This is a genomic window from Rhodococcus sp. 3258 (genome assembly GCF_031456475.1).
Lineage (GTDB): Bacteria > Actinomycetota > Actinomycetes > Mycobacteriales > Mycobacteriaceae > Rhodococcoides > Rhodococcoides fascians.
Window position 1 is genome coordinate 527,974 of record NZ_JAVDUT010000001.1, and the last position, 20,965, is coordinate 548,938.

Annotated in this window: 18 protein-coding genes and 1 tRNA gene; 9 read left to right on the forward strand and 10 right to left on the reverse strand. The window is 64.8% G+C overall.

Annotated features, from left to right (window positions below; all coding sequences use genetic code 11):
- Positions 1 to 50 precede the first annotated feature (50 nt).
- The 5 genes from J2X62_RS02345 to J2X62_RS02365 all read right to left on the reverse strand — a co-directional run bounded on the left by J2X62_RS02345 (position 51) and on the right by J2X62_RS02365 (position 4,352).
- A complete protein-coding gene (locus J2X62_RS02345) occupies positions 51 to 995 on the reverse strand; it encodes a Ppx/GppA phosphatase family protein (protein WP_032364097.1) in 945 nt (314 codons plus the stop codon).
- On the reverse strand, positions 992 to 1,522 hold the full coding sequence (locus tag J2X62_RS02350) for a DUF501 domain-containing protein (protein WP_032364098.1): 531 nt from the start codon (positions 1,520 to 1,522) through the stop codon (positions 992 to 994). Before J2X62_RS02350 ends, J2X62_RS02345 begins: the two co-directional genes overlap by 4 nt.
- Positions 1,519 to 2,007 (reverse strand): septum formation initiator family protein, encoded by a 489-nt coding sequence (locus J2X62_RS02355; protein ID WP_027496114.1) that lies wholly within the window; start codon positions 2,005 to 2,007, stop codon positions 1,519 to 1,521. Before J2X62_RS02355 ends, J2X62_RS02350 begins: the two co-directional genes overlap by 4 nt.
- A 259-nt stretch (positions 2,008 to 2,266) precedes the next feature.
- The gene (gene eno, locus J2X62_RS02360; protein ID WP_027496113.1) at positions 2,267 to 3,553 is read right to left on the reverse strand and encodes a phosphopyruvate hydratase; all 1,287 of its coding nucleotides are present in this window, start codon (positions 3,551 to 3,553) and stop codon (positions 2,267 to 2,269) included.
- Positions 3,554 to 3,641: 88 nt separating this feature from the next.
- The gene (locus tag J2X62_RS02365) at positions 3,642 to 4,352 is read right to left on the reverse strand and encodes a lytic transglycosylase domain-containing protein (protein WP_045842124.1); all 711 of its coding nucleotides are present in this window, start codon (positions 4,350 to 4,352) and stop codon (positions 3,642 to 3,644) included.
- Between the two features lie 189 nt (positions 4,353 to 4,541).
- On the opposite strand from J2X62_RS02365, the gene efeU reads away from it, so the two are divergent.
- From efeU to J2X62_RS02385, 4 genes are all read left to right on the forward strand, one after another.
- A complete protein-coding gene (gene efeU, locus J2X62_RS02370) occupies positions 4,542 to 5,423 on the forward strand; it encodes an iron uptake transporter permease EfeU (protein WP_222080631.1) in 882 nt (293 codons plus the stop codon).
- A gap of 14 nt (positions 5,424 to 5,437) precedes the next feature.
- The gene (gene efeO, locus J2X62_RS02375; protein WP_032373012.1) at positions 5,438 to 6,577 is read left to right on the forward strand and encodes an iron uptake system protein EfeO; all 1,140 of its coding nucleotides are present in this window, start codon (positions 5,438 to 5,440) and stop codon (positions 6,575 to 6,577) included.
- On the forward strand, positions 6,558 to 7,808 hold the full coding sequence (gene efeB, locus J2X62_RS02380) for an iron uptake transporter deferrochelatase/peroxidase subunit (RefSeq protein ID WP_310177055.1): 1,251 nt from the start codon (positions 6,558 to 6,560) through the stop codon (positions 7,806 to 7,808). The genes efeO and efeB overlap by 20 nt, the downstream gene beginning before the upstream one ends.
- 96 nt (positions 7,809 to 7,904) lie before the next feature.
- Positions 7,905 to 8,546 (forward strand): dihydrofolate reductase family protein, encoded by a 642-nt coding sequence (locus J2X62_RS02385; RefSeq protein ID WP_310177058.1) that lies wholly within the window; start codon positions 7,905 to 7,907, stop codon positions 8,544 to 8,546.
- A gap of 115 nt (positions 8,547 to 8,661) precedes the next feature.
- Here the strand turns inward: J2X62_RS02385 and J2X62_RS02390 are convergent, their stop codons facing one another.
- The gene (locus tag J2X62_RS02390) at positions 8,662 to 9,030 is read right to left on the reverse strand and encodes a metalloregulator ArsR/SmtB family transcription factor (protein WP_027496107.1); all 369 of its coding nucleotides are present in this window, start codon (positions 9,028 to 9,030) and stop codon (positions 8,662 to 8,664) included.
- Positions 9,031 to 9,119: 89 nt separating this feature from the next.
- On the opposite strand from J2X62_RS02390, the gene J2X62_RS02395 reads away from it, so the two are divergent.
- A complete protein-coding gene (locus J2X62_RS02395) occupies positions 9,120 to 11,099 on the forward strand; it encodes a heavy metal translocating P-type ATPase (protein ID WP_310177067.1) in 1,980 nt (659 codons plus the stop codon).
- On the opposite strand, the gene J2X62_RS02400 is transcribed toward J2X62_RS02395, so the two are convergent.
- From J2X62_RS02400 to J2X62_RS02415, 4 genes are all read right to left on the reverse strand, one after another.
- Positions 11,088 to 12,002 (reverse strand): MazG family protein, encoded by a 915-nt coding sequence (locus J2X62_RS02400; protein ID WP_027496105.1) that lies wholly within the window; start codon positions 12,000 to 12,002, stop codon positions 11,088 to 11,090. The two genes, J2X62_RS02395 and J2X62_RS02400, sit on opposite strands and share 12 nt — an antisense overlap.
- A gap of 2 nt (positions 12,003 to 12,004) precedes the next feature.
- Entirely contained in the window at positions 12,005 to 15,670 is a 3,666-nt protein-coding gene (mfd, locus tag J2X62_RS02405; protein ID WP_032389913.1) for a transcription-repair coupling factor, read from the reverse strand.
- A 187-nt stretch (positions 15,671 to 15,857) separates the two neighbouring features.
- Positions 15,858 to 16,502: a ScbR family autoregulator-binding transcription factor gene (locus tag J2X62_RS02410; protein WP_027496103.1), complete on the reverse strand. Its 645-nt coding sequence runs from the start codon at positions 16,500 to 16,502 to the stop codon at positions 15,858 to 15,860.
- A 188-nt stretch (positions 16,503 to 16,690) separates the two neighbouring features.
- Positions 16,691 to 17,329, reverse strand: a complete 639-nt coding sequence (locus tag J2X62_RS02415) for a TetR/AcrR family transcriptional regulator (RefSeq protein WP_032364106.1) — start codon at positions 17,327 to 17,329, stop codon at positions 16,691 to 16,693.
- Between the two features lie 253 nt (positions 17,330 to 17,582).
- Between J2X62_RS02415 and J2X62_RS02420 the strand changes: the two genes are divergently transcribed.
- From J2X62_RS02420 to J2X62_RS02435, 4 genes are all read left to right on the forward strand, one after another.
- Positions 17,583 to 17,653: transfer RNA gene (locus J2X62_RS02420), tRNA-Gln, on the forward strand.
- A 53-nt stretch (positions 17,654 to 17,706) separates the two neighbouring features.
- On the forward strand, positions 17,707 to 19,179 hold the full coding sequence (glmU, locus tag J2X62_RS02425; RefSeq protein WP_027496101.1) for a bifunctional UDP-N-acetylglucosamine diphosphorylase/glucosamine-1-phosphate N-acetyltransferase GlmU: 1,473 nt from the start codon (positions 17,707 to 17,709) through the stop codon (positions 19,177 to 19,179).
- The gene (locus tag J2X62_RS02430) at positions 19,176 to 20,159 is read left to right on the forward strand and encodes a ribose-phosphate diphosphokinase (RefSeq protein ID WP_027496100.1); all 984 of its coding nucleotides are present in this window, start codon (positions 19,176 to 19,178) and stop codon (positions 20,157 to 20,159) included. The genes glmU and J2X62_RS02430 overlap by 4 nt, the downstream gene beginning before the upstream one ends.
- A gap of 148 nt (positions 20,160 to 20,307) precedes the next feature.
- A complete protein-coding gene (locus J2X62_RS02435; RefSeq protein WP_027496099.1) occupies positions 20,308 to 20,949 on the forward strand; it encodes a hypothetical protein in 642 nt (213 codons plus the stop codon).
- The last annotated feature ends 16 nt before the right edge of the window (positions 20,950 to 20,965 follow it).

Genomic DNA, 20,965 nt, shown 5'->3' on the forward strand with positions numbered 1-20,965 from the left:
CGAAGCGATGCAACCTACATCGCCGCAGAACGGGTCTGCAGAATTGCAGATCAGATCTTGATCGACATCGCGATGCCGTCGAGGATGTCGTGCTCACTGACCGTCAACGAGCTGACAGCCCCGCGTCGCTCGAACTCTTCGGCCAGCACGCTGCACACGATCGCTCCGCCGCCGATGACGTCGACCCGTCCGGGATGCATGGGCCCCAACGCGCTTCGCTGGGTGTGGGTCATACCGATGAGCCGCTCGCACACCTCGAAGAGCTGATCGAACGGCACTCGCGAGAGATGCACTTCGTCGGCGTCGTACTCGGGCAATTCCTTGGCGATGGCCGCGATGGTCGTCATCGTGCCGGCCACACCCACCCAGCTCGACGCGTCGCCGATCGAGACTTCCTCGAATGCCTCCGCCAACTTCTCGCGGGCGTACTCTCGCGCACCGTTGATCTCGTCTGCGGTGGGAGGGTCCGAATGCAGGAATCGTTCGGTCAGACGCACGCAGCCGATGTTCGCCGAGAACGCCGCTTTCACGCCTTTGGCGTCGCCCAGTACGAGCTCGGTAGAACCGCCGCCCAGATCGACGACCAGGAAAGGTCCTGCGGCAGAATCGAGTTCACCGACCGCTCCGGCGAAGGACAGCCGCGCTTCTTCGTCTCCGGTAATCACCTCGGCCTCGGCACCGGGAATGACCTTGCCGAGTACCTCACGCACCATCGAGAAGAAATCCTCGCGATTCGACGCATCACGGGTGGCGGAGGTGGCGACCATGCGCACCGCGGTGGCCCCGGTCTTGCGGATGATCTCCGCGTACTCCACCAATGCAACACGGGTGCGCTCGATGGCCTCGGGCACGAAGGCTCCGGTCGCGTCGACGCCTTGCCCCAAGCGCACGACCCGCATCTCACGAGCGACGTCGGCGAGGGTCTTACCGTTGTTGTCTGCAACGAGCAGGCGGATGGAATTGGTGCCGCAATCGATTGCTGCAACCCTGGTCATGATTTCTCCGCACGTAGTTCTTCGATGGTCGGCCAATCGGCCGGAATAGCTTTGCCGCGCAACGATTTCTCGGCTGCCAATGCCACCGACTCGTCGCCGAGCGGATTGACTCCTGGCCCCTTGGCCAACGAATGCGCGATCAACACGTGCAGGCACTTGACGCGGTCGGGCATACCGCCGCCGGTGAAATCCGTTCCGAGAGATTCGATCTCGTTGCGCTCAGCCAGGTACGACTCGTGTGCACGCAAATAGGCGGCAGCCAATTCCGGGTCGGTCCCCAAGCGTTCGGTCATCTCACGCATGACTCCGGCCGATTCCTGCCGACTTGCTTCCGCCGTCAATCGCGGGTCGGTCAAGTAGTACAGGGTGGGAAACGGAGTGCCGTCGGGAAGCTTCGGGGCAGTTTTCACCACACCCGGCCTGCCGTCCGGAGATCGATACGCGATTTCGAGTACGCCACGCGGTTCACGTCCGAGCTGCGATGCGACCGCATCGAGATCTTCCTGCGAGACTGCCGAGGAATTCACCCGACGGGTCCCCCTTCTGGTTCTGGCACCGGCGGGGCCGGAGCGGGTTCTGGCTGTACGACGGGCATGGGTGCGGACGTGGGCTCCGACGGCTCGTCCGATCCCTGCGGCTGCACCGCGGTGTTCCATAGGTCGGTGTACCACGGCCCGGTCGGGGTGTTGTCCACCTCGAGATCCTTGGAGCTCGGCGAGTAGTCGCCGGGGAGCTGCACCTGATACGGCGTCTCCCCCGGCATGACGAACCGCAGCCGCTCGCGAGCATCGGCGGCGATGCGGGACGGTTCGTTGAGTTGAGACTTCTGGGTCTCGAGCGCGTCGACCTCGTCCTGCAGGGTCTGACGCTCGGCCAACACGGACTCGAGCTCACCGCGCTGCGAGAAGTAGGTCCTGAGCGGCACGGCCAGCGTCAACGCCAACGCGCACACCACGACACCGAGAATGACTGCGCGTCCGGTGGACAGCCCGAAGAACGTGCGCTCGGGCATCTTGGGTCTACGAACACCGACGCGCCTCGGAGCGGCTTTGCCACCCACCACGGCGTCGCGCGCCTGATCGGACGGCTCCGGTGGAGTGGCCGGCCGGCCGGAGGCGGTCTCGTCGCGAGACGCACCCCCGGTCGGCTTCGAGCGATTCGGAGAGGAAGGACGGCCGCGGGGTCGGGGATCCCGTCCACCTGGACTGGTCCCGGACCTCCCGCGTCGTGCCATCATTCACTCTCCACTTCGTGCATACGTATCGGTTGACTCAGCCCTCGTAATTGAACCGGGGGAAAGCCAGCTCGCCCGCGTAACGCGCCGCGTCACCCAGAGCTTCTTCGATTCGCAGCAACTGGTTGTACTTGGCGACGCGCTCGCTTCGGGCGGGGGCACCGGTCTTGATCTGCCCGCTGCCGACGGCAACTGCCAGGTCAGCGATGGTGGTGTCCTCGGTTTCGCCGGAACGGTGGCTCATCATCGTCTTGTAGCCGTTGCGGTGCGCCAGATCCACTGCATCGAGGGTCTCGGTCAGCGTGCCGATCTGGTTGACCTTGACCAGCAGTGCGTTGGCCGCACCCTTGACGATGCCGTCTTCGAGACGCTCGGGGTTGGTGACGAACAGGTCGTCGCCGACGAGCTGAACCTTGTCGCCGATCGATTCGGTGAGTGCGACCCAGCCGTCCCAGTCGTTCTCGTCGAGCGGATCCTCGATGGAGACCAGCGGGTAGGCGTCGACGAGCTCGCCGTAGAAGGCCGACATCTGCTCGGCGGACTTGGTCTCACGCTCGAAGGCGTAGCCGGTGCCCGCGGTGTAGAACTCGGTGGCTGCCACGTCGAGGGCGAGCGCGACATCCTGGCCGGGCTTCAGACCGGTCTTGCCGATGGCCTCGAGGATCAGGTCGAGAGCTGCCTTGGTTCCGGCGAGATCGGGAGCGAATCCGCCCTCGTCGCCGAGGCCGGTGGACAGGCCCTTGGCCTTGAGCACTGCCTTGAGTGCGTGGTAGACCTCGGCACCCCAGCGCAGCGACTCCTTGAACGTGGCCGCACCGATCGGCGCGATCATGAATTCCTGGACGTCGACGCCACTGTCTGCGTGCGCCCCACCGTTGATGATGTTCATCATCGGCACCGGCAGGATGTGGGCGTTCGGGCCACCGAGGTAGCGGAAGAGCTCGAGTCCGGTGGACTCCGCAGCAGCCTTGGCGACGGCGAGCGAGACACCCAGCAGGGAGTTCGCGCCGAGGCGGGACTTGTCGGGAGTGCCGTCGAGGTCGAGAAGGGCCTGGTCGACGGTGCGCTGCTCGATGGCGTCGAGGCCGATGACGGCGGGTGCAATCTCGTCGAGCACCGCGTTGACGGCCTTCTCGACGCCCTTGCCGCCGTAGCGGTCTCCGCCGTCACGAAGCTCGACGGCCTCGTGCTCACCGGTGGATGCGCCGGAGGGAACGGCTGCACGGGTCAACGTCCCGTCGTCCAATGCGACCTCGACCTCAACCGTGGGGTTGCCACGGGAATCGAGGATCTCGCGAGCTCCGACCTGCTCAATGATGGCCACGAATGCTTCTCCTAGTAACGGGGACCGGCGGACTGTGCCGGGTGCAAGACTAGCCGCTGTTGCATGGTGCCCGCGATGCACGGAGTTTCTACGGCCTGGTGCCCACCGAGTACGCGGCCGCTCGATCTCGCACGTCACGCAGATACTGGCCCGAGAGGTTGTACGCCATCAACGCGCTCTCCCACCCCTGCGCCGTCCGCAGATCACCGCCGCGCGCGCAGAGATAACGCGCAGCCGTCAGAGCGGCGTCGTCGATGTTGTCCGGATCTGCGATGCCGTCGCCGTTGGCGTCGACTCCCCATTTCTTCCACGTCTCAGGGATGAACTGCATGGGTCCCATCGCACGATCGAACTCTGCATCGCCGTCCATCGACCCGCCGTCGGTGTCCGGGATCTCGGCGACGCCCGGGCCGCCGTCGAGTGGGATTCCGCGAATCGGCGGTGCGACGAGTCCGTCGGGTTGCACGGAAGATCCCTGGTAGGTGCCGTGCCGACTCTCGATGTACCCGATCCCGGCCAGTGTCGTCCAGGCGATGCCGCAGTCCGCGTCGGTCTCAGCCATGATCGCGGCAGCGTGCCCGTACGACGCGAGTGCGGTCACCGAGATACCGAGCGCATCGGTCTGCGGCTCTGCCCAGGCAATGAGCAGATCGGCCGTTCGGCCGGGCGCATTGAAGTCGATGATCGGCACCTCCGTGCCCGGGCCGGGCGGAATGCCCTCGGGAATCTCACGCTTCGGCTCGCTGCTGCCACATGCGGTGAGCGCAAGGAGTACCGATGCGGTGGCGAGCACGCAGATTCGTGAGATCACCTCACCATCCTGCACACGGAAGGTAATAGAAAGCTAAAGACCGATAAAACCCCAGTACAACGTGCATAAGGACCAGGTTGCAGGGTGTATGTTTCTGTCAACCTTCACGCATGAGGGTCGCCTACCCTTCGCGAGGCAAGGCGTACCAATGTTCGACGCACAACAGGAGCACCTTTCGTGTCCGTACTGGCTGCCGCAGGATCTGCGCCGTCGATCGCTACCCAGATGTTCGGCAGCGGTCTGATCGGTCTTCGCGAGGGTCTCGAGACCGGCATCGTGGTGATGATTCTCGTGGCGTTCCTCGTCAAGGCGAACCGCCGCGACGCCCTCAAGTGGGTGTGGCTGGGAGTCGGCCTGGCCGTCGCGATGGTGGCGGCGATCTTCTTCGTGATCCACTACGGCACGTCCACCGTCACCGGGCTGACGGCCGAGATCATCGCGGGAGCGGCCTCGCTGGTCGCCGTCGTCATCGTCACGGCCATGGTCCTGTGGATGCGCACCGCCGCCAAGAACATCTCCGGCGAGCTGCGGGCGAACATGGAGAAAGCACTCACCGTCGGGCCTGCGGCAGTGCTCACGCTCTCGTTCTTCGCCGTCGGCCGTGAGGGCGTCGAGACGGCACTGCTCATGGTCGGGTACGCCGAGAACACCAACGGCAGCCTGTGGCCGCTGCTCGGACTTCTTCTGGGCATCGTCGTCGCCGCAGTACTGACGGTGTTCCTGTACTTCGGCGCGGTGCGCATCGACTTTGCCGTGTTCTTCAAGTACACCGGCATCTTCCTCATCGTGGTCGCCGCCGGAATCCTGGCCTACGGCATCCGCGCCCTGCAGATCGGCGGAGTTCTGCCCGGTGGCAGTGCTGTCGCCTTCGACATCACCGCACACTTCGATGCCTCGAGCTGGTACGGCACCGTGCTCGCCGGCATCTTCAACTTCCGCCCCGAACCCACTGTCTTCCAAGCGATCGCGTGGGTGCTGTACATCGTCGTCGTGTTGTTCCTCTTCCTCCGCCCGGTCCGCGTTCCCGCGGCTCCCGAGCCTGTACTTCAGAACTCCTGAAAGGCACCACCACCATGCGTCGTACCACCTACGCTCTGGCCGCGGTCGCGGTTCTACCGATGGCCCTGGCCGGATGCACCGAGAAGTCCTCGACCGAGGCCGCATCGGGCGATATCGCCGTCACGGCCACCGACTCGTCCTGCGACGTCGGTGCAACCGAGGGCACCACCGGAAACTCCACGTTCCAGATCACCAACAACGGCAGCAAGGTCACCGAGTTCTACGTCTACGGCGAGGGCGACCGCGTCATGGGCGAGGTCGAGAACATCGGACCGGGTCTGACGCGTCAGCTCATCGTCGCTCTGCCCGACCCCGGCACGTACCAAACCGCCTGCAAGGCAGGCATGGTGGGCGACGGCGTCCGGGCCGATTACGTCGTGACCGGCGATTCGGTTCGCCAGACGGACGAGGACGGCTTGCTCACCGAGGCAGCCGACGGCTACAAGCGCTACGTCGTCAGTCAGATCGACGCGTTGCAGGAGACCACGACGTCATTCGTCACCGCGGTCAAGAGCGGCGACGTTGCCGCCGCCAAGGCCCAGTTCCCCATCGCGCGTAGCTATTACGAGCGCATCGAGCCCGTCGCCGAGAGCTTTCCGGACGACCTCGATCCGCGCATCGACCTGCGCGAGCCCGACGTCGAGCCCGGCGCGGAGTGGACCGGCTTCCACCGCATCGAGAAGGACCTGTGGACGCAGGGACTGCAGCCCGACACCAACGCGATGGCCGATCAGCTCGAGGCCGACATCACCGAACTCGCAGACAAGATCAAGGCCGACGACTTCACCATCGACCCCGTCCAGGTCGCCGGTGGCGCACAGGGATTGCTCGACGAGGTCGCCAAGACCAAGATCAGCGGAGAAGAGGACTTCTTCTCGCACACCGACCTGTGGGACTTCCAGGCCAACGTCGACGGCTCGCAGGCAGCCATCGCGGCCGTCCGTCCGATCCTCGACGAGCGCAACGCCGAACTGGGCACCGCGATCGACGCCCGCTTCGCAGAACTCGACGCCGAACTCGCCAAGTACCGCAGCGGCGACGGCTTCGTCTTCTACGACACCGTGACCGAACCGCAGCGACAGGAACTGTCGAACAAGATCGACGCACTGTCCGCCGAAGTGAGCCAGGTGCAGGGTGTCGTTGCCGGACAGTAAGACTGGACAGTTCTCCCGGCGGCGTCTGTTCGGTGCCGTCGGGACCGGGGCTGCACTCGTCGGAGTCGGGGCCATCGCGGGACACGCGACGGCCTCGGGCGCAGAGGTGCCGACGTCGGACGTCGTCGAGTTCCGCGGCGACCATCAGGCCGGCATCGTCACTCCGGCACAGGACCGCATGCACTTCGTCGCGTTCGACGTCACCACCGACTCTCGCGAGGATTTCGTTGCGCTGCTGAAGAAGTGGACCCTGATGGCCGAGCGGTTGGTGCATGGCGAGGAGACGTTCGACGGCGGAGCTGTCGACGGCGGCCAGTACAACCCGCCCGCCGACACCGGTGAGGCGCTGGGCCTGACCGCATCGTCTTTGACGTTGACGATCGGTTTCGGTCCGGCACTGTTCGATCGGTTCGATCTGGCGTCGAGAAGACCTGCCTCCCTTGCTGATCTGCAGCACTTTCCGGCCGACAACCTCGACCCGCGCCGCTCGGGTGGCGACCTCTGCATCCAGGCCTGTGCAAACGACCCGCAGGTTGCCGTGCACGCCATTCGCAACCTCGCCCGCGTCGGGTTCGGCACGGTTTCGGTCAAGTGGTCTCAGCTGGGCTTCGGACGCACCTCGTCCACCTCGACCACCCAGGACACCCCGCGAAACCTGTTCGGCTTCAAGGACGGGACCGCCAACCTCAAGGCCGAGGACCCGTCTTTGCTGGACGACAACGTCTGGGTTGCCCCTGACGACGATCAGGAATGGATGGCAGGTGGCTCCTACCTCGTGGCCCGCCGCATCCGCATGCTCATCGAATCGTGGGACCGCACCACGCTGAAAGAACAAGAGCGAGTGATCGGGCGCAGCAAGGGAACCGGTGCGCCGCTCGGCCAGAAGGACGAGTTCGACGCACTCGATTTCGAGTCACAGGGCCCCGAGGGCACCTTCATCGACAAGACCGCACACGTGCGTCTGGCGTCGAAGGAAAACCTCGGCGGCGTCCAGATCCTGCGTCGGGGATACAACTTCACCGACGGATCGGACGGCTTCGGCCACCTCGACGCCGGACTGTTCTTCATCGCGTACTGCCGCGATCCCCTGACCCAATTCGTCCCGATGCAGTTGGCCCTGTCTCGCAAGGACGCACTGAACGAATACATCCAACACGTCGGGTCTGCAGTATTCGCATGCCCACCCGGCGTCGGAGAATCCGAATACTGGGGTTCGACGCTGTTCGAGTGATTCTTCCGCCGGCCCCACCCCGTCCGGGCGGTGAGTTCGTGCACGCGGTTCGGTCTACACCGTCGTATGTTTTCGTCATCGACATCGGGAGCACAAATGGGTCAGCTGGTTCGGGTACAGAATTTCACCGTCTCGAGCGACGGGATCGCTGCGGGCGAGGACCAGAGCCTCGAGAGCCCGTTCGGCCTCGACCATCTGGCATTGATGAGGTGGTACTTCGCCACCGCCAGTTTTCCTGGAAACGCCGGTTCGAGCGGAAGCCGCGGACTCGACGACTACTTCGCCCGCGACTTCGCCCACAACATTGGTGCCGAGATCATGGGTCGACACAAGTTCGGGCCACAACGGGGACCGTGGGCCGATCACGAGTGGCAGGGCTGGTGGGGTGACGAGCCGCCGTTCCACACGCCCGTCTTCGTACTCACCCACCACGAACGGCCGTCGATCACACTCTCCGACACCACGTTTCACTTCGTCGACGGCGAGCCCGCCGACGTACTGGAACAGGCGAAGGAGGCGGCCGACGGGAAGGACGTGCGACTCGGCGGTGGCGTCACGAGTATCCGCGAGTTCCTCGACGCAGATCTGGTCGACACCATGCACATCGCCGTCACACCTATCGAATTCGGCTCGGGCCTGAAGCTGTGGGATTCACCCGAAGAGTTGAACGACAGATTCGAGCACGAAGTTGTCCCGAGTAGCAGCGGTATGACTCATCACCTGTTCTGGCGTAGGTAGCCGGACCGGATCAATGCGCCTTTGTTGCACTCTGACCGACTGAAACCCACATTGATCCCAACCGAGGGACGAGGAATGCCCCTCCAGCGCGAGTATTGGGGCGAGTGAGAACAACTCAGGCGGAGTCTGCGTCGGAGGGGAAATCCGATGCCGACATTCCGAGGTGCTCGATGTGGTAGACGGCCTCGTCGAGCAGCATCGCGACGTGGTTGTCGTACAGGCGATAGATGACGCTTCGGCCCGAACGAGTCCCGGTGACCAGTCCCATGGCGCGTAACAACCGGAGCTGATGCGACACCGCCGACTGTTCCATTTCCACTGCGTCGGCCAAATCGTTGACCCCGCTCGGCCCCTGCCGTAGCTGCGTCAGAATGCGCAGTCGGCTCGGCGTGGCCAGAGCCTGGAGGGTCGCGGCCACCGTGGCGGCAGATTCGGCATCGAGCTGCGCAGGTGGCGTGCTGCGTCCCTCGACTCCATGTCCCATGCGACAACTATAGTTTATGTACACATGTAAAGGTCTTCATGTAATCCTGTACGGTGATGTTCGCACTGTCCGACGGAACGAAGGCCCGCATGACTTCCACCAGCACCGCCCCGGCACCGGCCGACGTGCGGCACCCAGCCGGCGCCAGCCGCACCCGTCTCGTCGACATCGCGGAAGTCAGATGGGCGCTGGCCGCGACGGCACTGTTCGCCCTCGGACTCCTCGCGCAATTGATCGACGCGCCGTCATGGACGTACTGGGCGCTCTACCTCGCCTGCTACGCCACGGGTGGGTGGGAGCCTGCGCTCGAAGGACTCCGGGCGATGCGGGACCGAACGCTCGACGTCGACCTGCTGATGATCGTCGCCGCACTCGGTGCCGCGGCGATCGGGCAGATCTTCGACGGCGCACTGCTGATCGTCATCTTCGCCACTTCCGGTGCCCTCGAAGCGGTGCTCACCAGACGCACCGCCGACTCGATTCGGAGTTTGCTGGATCTGGCACCCGAGACCGCGACCGTGCTCGACACCTCCGGCCACGAACGAACGGTCGATGCATCCGACCTTCGTCCAGGCGACATCGTGACAGTGCGCCCCGGCGAACGCATTTCGGGTGAAGGCACCATCGTCGACGGCGCATCCGACATCGATCAGGCCTCGATCACGGGGGAATCGGTACCCGTCTCGAAATCCGAGGGCGACGAGGTGTTCGCCGGCACCATCAACGGCACCGGCGCACTACGGATCAGGATCGACGTCGACCCGTCCGACACGATCATCGCGCGCATCGTCACCATGGTCGAGCACGCGTCCGAGACCAAGGCCGAGAAGCAACTGTTCATAGAGAAAGTCGAGCAGTACTACTCGAAGACCGTCGTGCTCTGTACCGCAGCGATATTCGCGGTGCCGATGCTGCTCGGGAACGACCTCGAATCGTCTTTGCTGCGAGCGATGACGTTCATGATCGTCGCGTCACCGTGCGCGGTGGTCCTGGCGACCATGCCGCCCCTACTCGCAGCGATGGCCACCGCGGGCAGAAACGGCGTACTGGTCAAGTCTGCCGTGGCGATGGAACAGCTGCGCTCCATCGACACGGTCGCCTTCGACAAGACGGGGACCCTCACCGAGGGAACACCCCGGGTGGAGTGCATCGATATTCTGGGAACCCTGGACGAGCACGAAGTGCTCCGCCTGGCAGCTGCGGCCGAGAACGGAAGCGAGCACCCGATCGGACTCGCTGTCGTCGACTACGCCACGAGGCGAGGCGTCGCGATCACCACGGCAACGCACTTCGATTCGACACCCGGCATGGGAGTCACGGCCACGGTCGACGGCCGCACCGTCACGGTCACCAAACCCGAAGCCGCACCGCACAACACGAACGCCCCGGCCGAGCGCACAGCCGCCCTTCGAGAAGCCGAGGGCATGACGGCGGTGATCGTGCACCTCGACGGAGAAGCGATCGCGGTGATCGGACTCGTCGACATCGTTCGCGCCGAAGCCGACACCACGGTCGCAGGTCTCGAACGTCTGGTCGGCACCCGACCGGTGCTCCTCACCGGCGACAACGACCGCGTCGCTCGAGCAGTGGCAGCGCGCGCCGGCATTGTCGACGTACGCGCGGGACTGCTGCCCCAGGACAAGGCCGAGGCCGTCACACAACTGCAGAACGAACGTACCGACGGCGAGACCCCGCGGCGAGTGCTGTTGGTCGGCGACGGCGTCAACGACGCGCCGGCGATGGCCACGGCCGACATCGGTGTCGCCATGGGACGTCGAGGATCCGATCTCGCGCTCGACACCGCCGATGCCGTCCTGATCCGCGACGACCTCGGGGCCCTGGCGTCCGTCATCGCGCTTTCGCGGCGGGCTCACCGCATCGTGGTCGCGAACCTGGCGATTGCGGCGACGTTCATCGTGGTGTTGGTCGCCTGGGATCTGATCGGTACCCTTCCGCTACCGATCGGCGTGGCCGGTCACGAAAGCTCCACGGTCATCGTCGCTTTGAACGGGATGCGATTGCTATCCTCGCGTGCCTGGAAGCAGAAAGCGTCCCGGTCAGCCCCGTAGACCCCAGTGTTCGATCCAATCCAACGCACTCATCTCTCCCGGCGTGACGCCCGCATTGCGGGCCGATGCCTCGGCATTACGGATCAACGCCGCGAAATCGAGTACTCGACGCCGTAATGCGTCCTCGGCACTGTCCCCGCCGTTCGAATGGTCGACGCCGATGTGGACGACCCGTAGACCGTCCGGAACGAGCTCGTCGGGCAGTCCCGCCTTGCTGGCGCGTCCGATCACCTTCTGCGCCAATGCAAGTGACGGCTGAGACATCGCGATGCCGTCCAGGCAGGAGCCCCTGGCTTTTTCCGACGCCTTCTTCTCTTCCCACATCCGCTCCTGCTCGACGATGTCGATCGGTCCGGTGTCGGTTCGGCTCAGATGCGGGCTGCGGTGTGTCAGCTTCCGCACCAGACCTGCGGCAACATCATCGACGTCGAAGGGGTCCTCGGCGGCGTCCTGAGCGATCCGGGAGTGAAAGAGCACCTGTAACAACAGGTCTCCCAGCTCTTCACGGAGGTCGACCAAGTTGCCGGCGGCGATGGCGTCGAGCAGCTCGTAGGTTTCTTCCAGAAGATAGCCGCGCAGCGACTCGTGCGTCTGCTGAGCTTCCCAGCCGCCGACGCTACGCAAACGGTCCATCAGCTGGACCGCCGCGATGACGTCGTCGCCAGGAAGCTTCTCGGCCGCGACGACGCGTTCGCCGCGGGCGATCCGGTTCTGTACATCGGGATTGGTCCGGTCGGTGCTCACCAACACGGCATCGACGTCGTCGGGCGCGGCGGTGCCGGAGAACAACCAGCGCACCTTCACCGGAACCTCTTCGGTGAACTGCACTGCGCCACCGAGAAATTCGACGGCGTCCACCGGTACCTGAGTAGGACGAACAGGGTCGAGCAGAACGATCGTCACCGCTACACCCCCACAGTTTGCTCCAACAGGACGGACCGAGATGGCTTCCCGTCCAAGGATAGGATGAGATCGGCGATGAACTGCACCAATTCGACATCGCGGACGCGCGCCGCTCCGACACCGCCGCCTTCGACGCGGGGCAACGGCAGCTGCACCACTCCGGTGGTCGCACGATACGTCGCGCTCGGGTAGAGGCGCTTGAGCCTGATCTGCTTGGAATCGGGCAGGTCCATCGGAGCCAATTTCACCTGTGTCCCGGCCACATTGACGTCGGTCAGGCCGTACTCCTTGGCGATCAAGCGCAGCTTCGCGATGGAGACCAGGCGGCCGACCTCCTCGGGTAGCGGGCCGTAGCGATCGACGAGTTCGTCGATGACGGCGTCGATGCCCTCGGAGTCGGCCGCGGCGGCGAGCTTCCGGTAGCCCTCGAGCCGAAGCCGGTCGCTGGTGACGTAATCCGGCGGGATGTTCGCATCGACGGGGAGGTCGATACGCACTTCCTTGGGTGCCTCGTCCGTCGTGATCGGCTTACCGTCGGCGGCAGCGCGGTAGGCCTCGACCGCTTCACCGACGAGCCGCACGTACAGATCGAATCCGACGCCGGCGACGTGGCCCGACTGCTCGGCTCCCAGAACGTTTCCGGCACCACGAATTTCGAGGTCCTTCATCGCCACGGCCATACCGGCTCCGAGGTCGGAGTTCTGCGAGATGGTCGCCAAACGGTCGTAGGCGGTTTCGGTGAGCGGCTTCTCCGGCGGGTACAGGAAGTACGCGTACCCGCGTTCGCGGCTACGACCCACTCGACCGCGCAGCTGATGCAGCTGGGACAGGCCGAGCGAATCGGAGCGTTCGACGATCAGCGTGTTGGCGTTGGAGATATCGAGACCGGTCTCGATGATGGTGGTGCACACCAGCACGTCGGTCTCGCGTTGCCAGAAACCCTGCACGGTGCGTTCGAGCGTTTCCTCGTTCATCTGACCGTGTGCGGTCGCCACTCGCGCCTCGGGGACGAGATCCCGAATCTTCTTGGCGGCCTTGTCGATCGAGCTCACTCGGTTGTGCACGAAGAACACCTGGCCGTCGCGCAGCAATTCGCGCCGAATGGCGGCGGCAACCTGCTTGTCGTTGTAGGCACCGACGTAGGTCAGCACCGGATGCCGCTCCTCGGGCGGGGTGAGGATGGTCGACATCTCGCGAATGCCCGCCAGGCTCATCTCCAGCGTTCGCGGAATCGGGGTGGCTGACATCGTCAGCACGTCGACGTGAGTACGGAGCGACTTGATGTGCTCCTTGTGCTCGACGCCGAAACGCTGCTCCTCGTCGACTATGACCAGGCCGAGGTCCTTCCAGGCGACACCGGTCTGCAGCAACCTGTGCGTGCCGACGACGATGTCGACGGTGCCGTCGGCCAAACCGGCCATCACTTCTTTGGAATCGGCACCGTGGGTGAAGCGCGAGAGCCCTTTGACCGTCACCGGGAACGACGCCATCCGCGCGGTGAACGTCTGCAGATGCTGTTGCGCGAGCAGCGTTGTCGGGACCAGGACGGCCACCTGCTTGCCGTCCTGAACTGCCTTGAACGCGGCACGCACGGCGATCTCGGTCTTGCCGTAACCCACGTCGCCCAGGATGACGCGGTCCATCGGGACGGCCTTCTCCATGTCGGCCTTGACCTCGGTGATGGCCGTCATCTGATCGACCGTCTCGGTGAACCCGAACGCATCTTCCATCTCGCGCTGCCACGGAGTATCGGCCCCGAAGGCGTGTCCCGGAGCCGCCTGACGAGCGGCATACAGCTGCACGAGTTCACCGGCGATCTCGCGAACCGCCTTGCGCGCCTTGCGTTTGGTGTTCGCCCAGTCGGACCCGCCGAGCTTGCTCAGTGTCGGCAGTTCGCCGCCGACGTAGCGCGAGAGTTGATCGAGTGAATCCATCGGCACGAACAGTCGGTCGCCGGGATGACCGCGCTTGCTCGGCGCGTATTCGACGACGAGGTATTCGCGCCTGGCGCCGCCTATGGTGCGCTCGACCATCTCGACGAACCGGCCGATGCCGTGCTGGTCGTGGACGACGCTGTCGCCGGCGACAAGAGCCAGCGGATCGACCTGATTGCGACGCTTCGCCGGTAGCTTGCGCCCCTCCCCCGCCGCCGCGACACGGTTACCGGTGAGATCGCTCTCGGTGACGACCACGAGCTTCGCGTCGGGAAACACCAGGCCGTCGTGCAACGATCCGCACAGGACGTTGACGACGTCCGGAACTGGGACGGCACCGGAATCGAGGTGTGCGGCAGGCACTTCGGCCTCGGCGAGGCGCTCGATGATGCGCTTGGCGGTGCCGGCTCCGGCCACGGAGATGACGGCCCGTCCCCCGGTGGCGATGTGAGCTCGCAGGGTGGCGTACAGCGCCGTCAACGCTTCCTCGGAACCTCGCACCTCGGGCACGGGATCGACGGCGAGTTCCACTTCTTCGCCGTTGCCCGACGCCAAGGGGCTGATGGTCCACCACGGCCGGCCGTGGACCTGGGCCGATTCGCGTACCTGCCGCAGCGAGCGGTACGCGGAGGCACCGAGATCGAGCGAGGCTCCCTCGAGGCTGGACGTATCGAGGGTGGACGTATCCAGCGGCGCGGCTCCACCGATGGATGCCGCAGTCCAGGACGCTTCGAGGAATTCCTGTCCGGTGCGGACCAAATCGGTTGCGCGAGTTCGGATTCGCTCGGGATCGCAGAGCAGGACGTGGGTCCCGGCGGGCAATGTGTCGGCGAGCAGTTGCAACTCGCCGGGTTGCAGCAGCGGCAGCAGCGCCTCCATGCCCTCCACCGGGACTCCGGCCGACAGCTTGTCCAGCATCTCGACCAACGCGGTGTCACCGGCATTGTCGGCGGCGAGCACGGCCGCGCGATCGCGAACCTCCTGCGTGAGAAGCAATTCTCGACACGGCGGCGCGATGACGAGATCGACCTCGTGATCGGGGAGCGATCGCTGATCGGAGACCGCGAATGCGCGGAGCTCGGTGATCTCGTCGCCCCAGAATTCGACGCGGACCGGATGATCGGCCGTCGGCGAGAACAGGTCGAGAATGCCGCCGCGGACGGCGAATTCGCCGCGCTTGCCCACCATGTCGACGCGCAGGTAGCCGAATTCGACGAGGCGATGGATCAGCCCGTCGAAGTCCAGATCGAGACCGACTTTGAGCGTGACGGGTTCGATCTCGCCGAGACCCGGGGCCATCGGCTGCACCAGCGATCGAACGGTGGTGACGATGACACGCAGCGGATCGCCGTAGTCGCTGTCACCGGGGCGGGCGAGACGACGGAGCACATCGAGCCGCTTGCCCACGGTATCGGCGCTCGGGGAGAGCCGTTCGTGCGGCAGCGTCTCCCACGACGGGAACATGGCGACGCCGTCACCGAGAATCTGGGTGAGTTCACTCGTCAGGTCGTCGGCTTCGCGTCCCGTCGCCGTGACGATCAGCAGTTGGGTGTGCTGTGCGATTGCGGCGGCCACGAACGGGCGCACAGAGTGCGGCCCGATCAACGTGTGCTCGGCCGTTCCGATCGCGTCGGCGACCGCGACCATCGACGCATCCGTCAACGCGACACTGGCGAGCCCCGAAAGGTGAAGCGCCGCGTCGGGAACGATCGGGGCCGGCCCGGACGTGGTCATGGCAGGCAGGGAATCGGAAGACAACAGCAATGCTCCTGAACGAGTCGAGGCGATGGCTGCGCACGCACAGTCCCGTCGAGTCTATGGGAGCGCACCGACACCGTGACACGCGGGAGATGCCGTCGAACCAGGACCGAGCCCGAGAATCAAGGCCTCGAAATCAGAGCCTGGAACTGGGGGGCCCGAACTACGGACCGAAGCGAATGACGCGACGGGCCGCGAATTCGCGGAAGTAGTCCAACTTGTTCGTCGGCACCAGCGCGGGGAGCAGGTAGTACCAGAGTCGCTCCATGCGCGAGGGCAGTTCCTCGGTGGTGGAGGTAGCGACGGCGACCATGTGAACGCCGGTGAGGATTTCGAGCACGAGCGAACCGATGGTGCTCGGATCCGAACTGGGGTCGATGTCACCCTGTGCGATGGCCTTGGCGGCGAGCTTGTCGAACGCGACGCTCCAGCCGGCCATGACGTTGCCCTCGGTGCCGCGGTAATCACCGATCTGATGGCTCAGACGCAGCATCGCCGACACCATCGGGTCGGTGACGGAGAGGTCGACGACGATGTACGAGATCCCGATCGCAGCTTCCAGGGCCGGGATGCGCCCGTCGTTGAACTGCATGCAGGCCGTGCTCAGACGCGCATTGCCCTCGTCGATGACGGCACGTGCGAGTTCTTCCTTCGAGCCGAAATGGAAGTACAACGCGCCCTTGGTGACCTGGGACTGAGAGATGATTTCACTGAGGCTTGCGTTCGCGTACCCGAGGCGCAGGAAGACATTCGCTGCGCCTGCAAGCACGGTGTCGCGAGTGATCTCAGCGCGAGCCTGCCTGACCATAGGATCCGCCTCTGCGATTGAACTTCCACTGCGCAAATTACGCCCGAACGGTACCACTGAGCAGCATTACGTTTGACGTCAACATGCATCGGTCCGGATGACAATCGCCCCTGATGTGTTGCGGCCCTCCCGCCCGACAAAGGGGACGATACCCCCTTTTTTCCTCGGTGAGAGCCGAAACAGAGTTGTCATTCCTCGGTCAGTCGAGGGTCCGCCTCCAGATTCGTCAGCCCGTTCCAGCACAGGTTCACCACGTGGGCCGCAACCACTTCCTTGGGCGGCGTTCGCACGTCGAGCCACCACTGGGCCGTCATCGACACCATTCCGACCAACGCCTGCGCATACATCGGCGCGAATTCCGGATCCAGACCGCGCCGGGAGAAATCCCCCGCGAGCATGTGCCCGACGCGTCCCACGGCCTCGTTGAGGAGAGACGAGTACTTGCCGTCCTCGGCCGATGCCGGCGAATCACGGACCAGAATGCGGAATCCGTCGGTGCGCTCCTCGATGTACGTCAGCAGGGCAAGCGCGACTCGTTCGACCCGGATACGCGACCGGTTGAGTTCGAGTGAACTGGTGATCATGCCCAGCAGCGTCGACATCTCGCGATCCACGATGACGGCATAGAGTCCTTCCTTGCCCCCGAAGTGTTCGTAGACCACCGGTTTGGACACGTTCGCGCGTCCGGCGATCTCCTCCACCGACGCAGCCTCGTACCCACGCTCGGCGAACAGCGTGCGCCCCACCTCGATCAACTGCTCGCGTCTCTGTGTCCCCGTCATTCGGACACGAGGTGTGCGTTCCTGCTCGGAGGCTGCGCCTGTCATCGAAAACCGCTTCCGTCACCGACCTTGGGCAATCTGGACGTCGAATCGACGCCTACTACAGACTAACGATGCCCGATCCATCCGATTTATCCGTCGCAGGGGCCGCGCCGGAACGACGCAAGTGGTCTGTTATGCGTCGCGGTTCGACTCACCGCCACCTCTCATGCGAGGATCGGTGCGCTCAGTGGGAGCGCAGCGGCTAACGAAGGCGTCGTTCGATTCGTCGGCCACTGCTGCCACCGCTGGTCGATTATCCGCCGTGGTGTAATGGCAGCACCTCTGATTTTGGTTCAGATAGTTCAGGTTCGAGTCCTGGCGGCGGAGCGAGCAAGACCATTCGTGCATGCCCGTTTCGCGTCATCGCCCCGAGGAGCTCAATGCCTGTGCAGACCGCCGTGGTCGTTCTCGCTGCGGGTGCAGGTACCCGAATGCGGTCCAAGACTCCGAAAGTTCTGCATCCCCTGGCCGGCCGCACCATGCTCGCCCATGCGCTGCACGCCGCCGCCGATCTTGGCCCGGACCACCTGGTCACCGTCGTCGGCCACGATCGCGAACGGGTGAGCGCCGCAGTTCACGATCTGGCCGCCACGTTCGGCCGCACCATCCACACCGCAGTGCAGGACCGACAGCTCGGTACCGGGCACGCCGTCCAGTGCGGCCTTGCGGCGCTACCGGACGACTTCGAGGGCACCGTCCTCGTCACTGCCGCCGACGTCCCGCTGCTCGACGGCCATACCCTCAAAGCTCTGCTCGACGAGCACCTGAGCGCTCCCCGCCCGGCGGCGGCGACGGTACTGACCTTCCTCCCCGAGGATGCCAACGGCTACGGCCGCATCGTGCGTACGAACGACGGCGAGGTGGCCGAGATCGTCGAACATGCCGACGCCACCCCCGCTCAGGTCCTCATCGGTGAGGTCAACTCCGGCGTCTACGCATTCGACGCGGTCGCTCTGCGCACGGCATTGGGCAAGCTCAGCACCGCCAATGCGCAGCACGAGCTGTACCTGACCGACGTCGTCAAGATCAGCAAGGCCGACGGCAAGGCCGTCTACGGCACCCAGCTCGCCGATCCGGACCTGGTGGTGGGCGTCAACGATCGCGTTCAGCTGGCGCACGTCACGTCCGTGCTCAACCGCCACATCATCGAACGACACATGCGCGCGGGCGTGACCGTCGTCGATCCCGCGACCACCTGGATCGACATCGACGTCACCCTCGGCGCGGACGTACGCATCGAACCCGGCGTCCAACTACACGGCAAGACGCACATCGCCGACGACGCGGTCGTCGGTCCCGACTCGACACTGCGGGACGTCGAGATCGGCGAGCGCGCGTCGGTCGTCCGTACCCATGCCGAGCAGGCCGTCATCGGACCGGATGCGACAGTCGGGCCGTTCACCTACCTGCGTCCTGGAACTGTCCTCGGCACGGGCGGCAAACTCGGTGCCTACGTGGAGACGAAGAACGCGACGATCGGCAACCACACCAAGGTCCCGCACCTCACCTACGTCGGCGACGCCACGATCGGGGAGCACAGCAACATCGGCTGCTCCAACGTCTTCGCCAACTACGACGGCGTCAACAAGAGCCGCACGGAAATCGGATCCCACGTACGCACAGGATCCGACTCGACGTTCGTCGCCCCTGTGCACGTGGGCGACGGCGCTTACACCGGTGCAGGAACAGTGGTTCGGGACGATGTTCCTCCCGGCGCACTGGCCGTGTCCGGTGGCAAGCAACGCAATATCGAAGGCTGGGTCGTTCACAACAGGCCCGGAACCGAAGCTGCACAGGCAGCGGCGCGCGCAGATCGTGCTCGGCAAGAACTAAAGGACGGCGAAAAGCAGTGACCACCCCTAATTGGATCGACAACCAGAAGAACCTCATGTTGTTCTCTGGCCGAGCACATCCGGAGTTGGCCGAGCAGGTCGCCAAGGAACTCGGAATCGACGTCACCCCGCAGACGGCACGTGACTTCGCCAACGGCGAGATCTTCGTGCGCTTCGAGGAGTCGGTCCGCGGATCGGACGCATTCGTTCTGCAGTCGCACCCGTTCCCGCTGAACACCTGGCTGATGGAACAGCTCATCATGATCGACGCACTCAAGCGTGGATCCGCCAAGCGCATCACCGCGATCCTCCCGTTCTACCCGTACGCACGCCAGGACAAGAAGCACCGCGGCCGCGAGCCGATCTCCGCTCGCCTCGTCGCCGATCTGCTCAAGACCGCCGGTGCCGACCGCATCATCACCGTCGATCTGCACACCGACCAGATCCAGGGCTTCTTCGACGGCCCCGTCGACCACATGCATGCACACAGCCAGCTCGCCGATCACATCCGCGGCAAGTACAGCCTCGAACACATCACCGTCGTATCCCCCGACTCCGGCCGCGTGCGCGTCGCCGAGAAGTGGGCCGACTCGTTCGGCGGCGCACCGCTCGCCTTCATCCACAAGACGCGTGATCCCCTGGTGCCCAACCAGGTCAAGTCCAACCGCGTCGTCGGCGAGGTCGAAGGCCGCACCTGCATCCTCATCGACGACATGATCGACACCGGCGGCACCATCGCAGGCGCAGTCAAGGTACTCAAAGAAGCCGGAGCGGGTGACGTCGTCATCGCCGCCACCCACGGCGTGCTGTCCAACCCGGCTGCCGAGCGCCTCGCCAACTGCGGTGCCAAGGAAGTCGTCGTCACCAATACCCTGCCGATCAGCGACGAGAAGCGCTTCGACACGCTGACCGAACTCTCGATCGCACCGCTGCTCGCCCGCACCATCCGCGAGGTCTTCGAAAACGGCTCGGTCACCAGCCTTTTCAACGGCAGCGCGTAACAGTAGGTCTGTTTCGCTCGATCCGAAACCCGCTCCGCCCGCTCCCCACCTGCACTGCATGAACTACGTCACGCCCGTGGCCGGAATATGCAGCTCGCGAGACGGGGGCGTGCGGGGCGGGTTTTGTTGTCACCTAAGATGACTCGTCGTGATCGACGCACATTCTCTCAACGCCCCGGCCGGAACTACTACCGTCAGAATCGCTCGATGGACGCCGGGCGGGTGCGTCTGGTGCGGCAGCACCGACAGCGTCGAAACCTTCCGTAACGAGCCGCGGTGCGGCCTGTGCCGAGAGAAGGAAGCCGTCATCGACGAGGCGAAGCACTTCATCGGCATGTACGGCCTGCGGCCTCTCGGTGGCACGCTCGCGTCCGACGACGAGGAGGAGCGCGAGTACCGCGTGACCGCCCGCGATGCGCGTGAGGTGCTCAACCGCATTCGACTCGAGAAGCTCCCCGACCCGGCCGCGGTCCGCAAAGCGTTGCGGCCCAGAGCCGCTGCTGCAGTGAACGCAGCGGCGTCTTCTTCGGCGACGACGTCGGGGTCCGCTCCGGCGAAAGCACCCACCAAGAAGTCGCAGGCCGGTGTCACCGGGATCGACGCGATCGAACTGCAGTCGCGGGTGGAGAAGTTGCTGACTCAACTCACCTCGGTGGACGAACAGATCAGCGCACTGGACGGCGCGCAGGGCCTACCGGCACGCGCACGTATGAAGGATCTCGAGAAGCAGCGGACGACCGTTCTGACGACGCTGGCCGCCCTCGAGAAGGCGCGTCGCCGCACCAACTGATGCACGTAGTCTGATC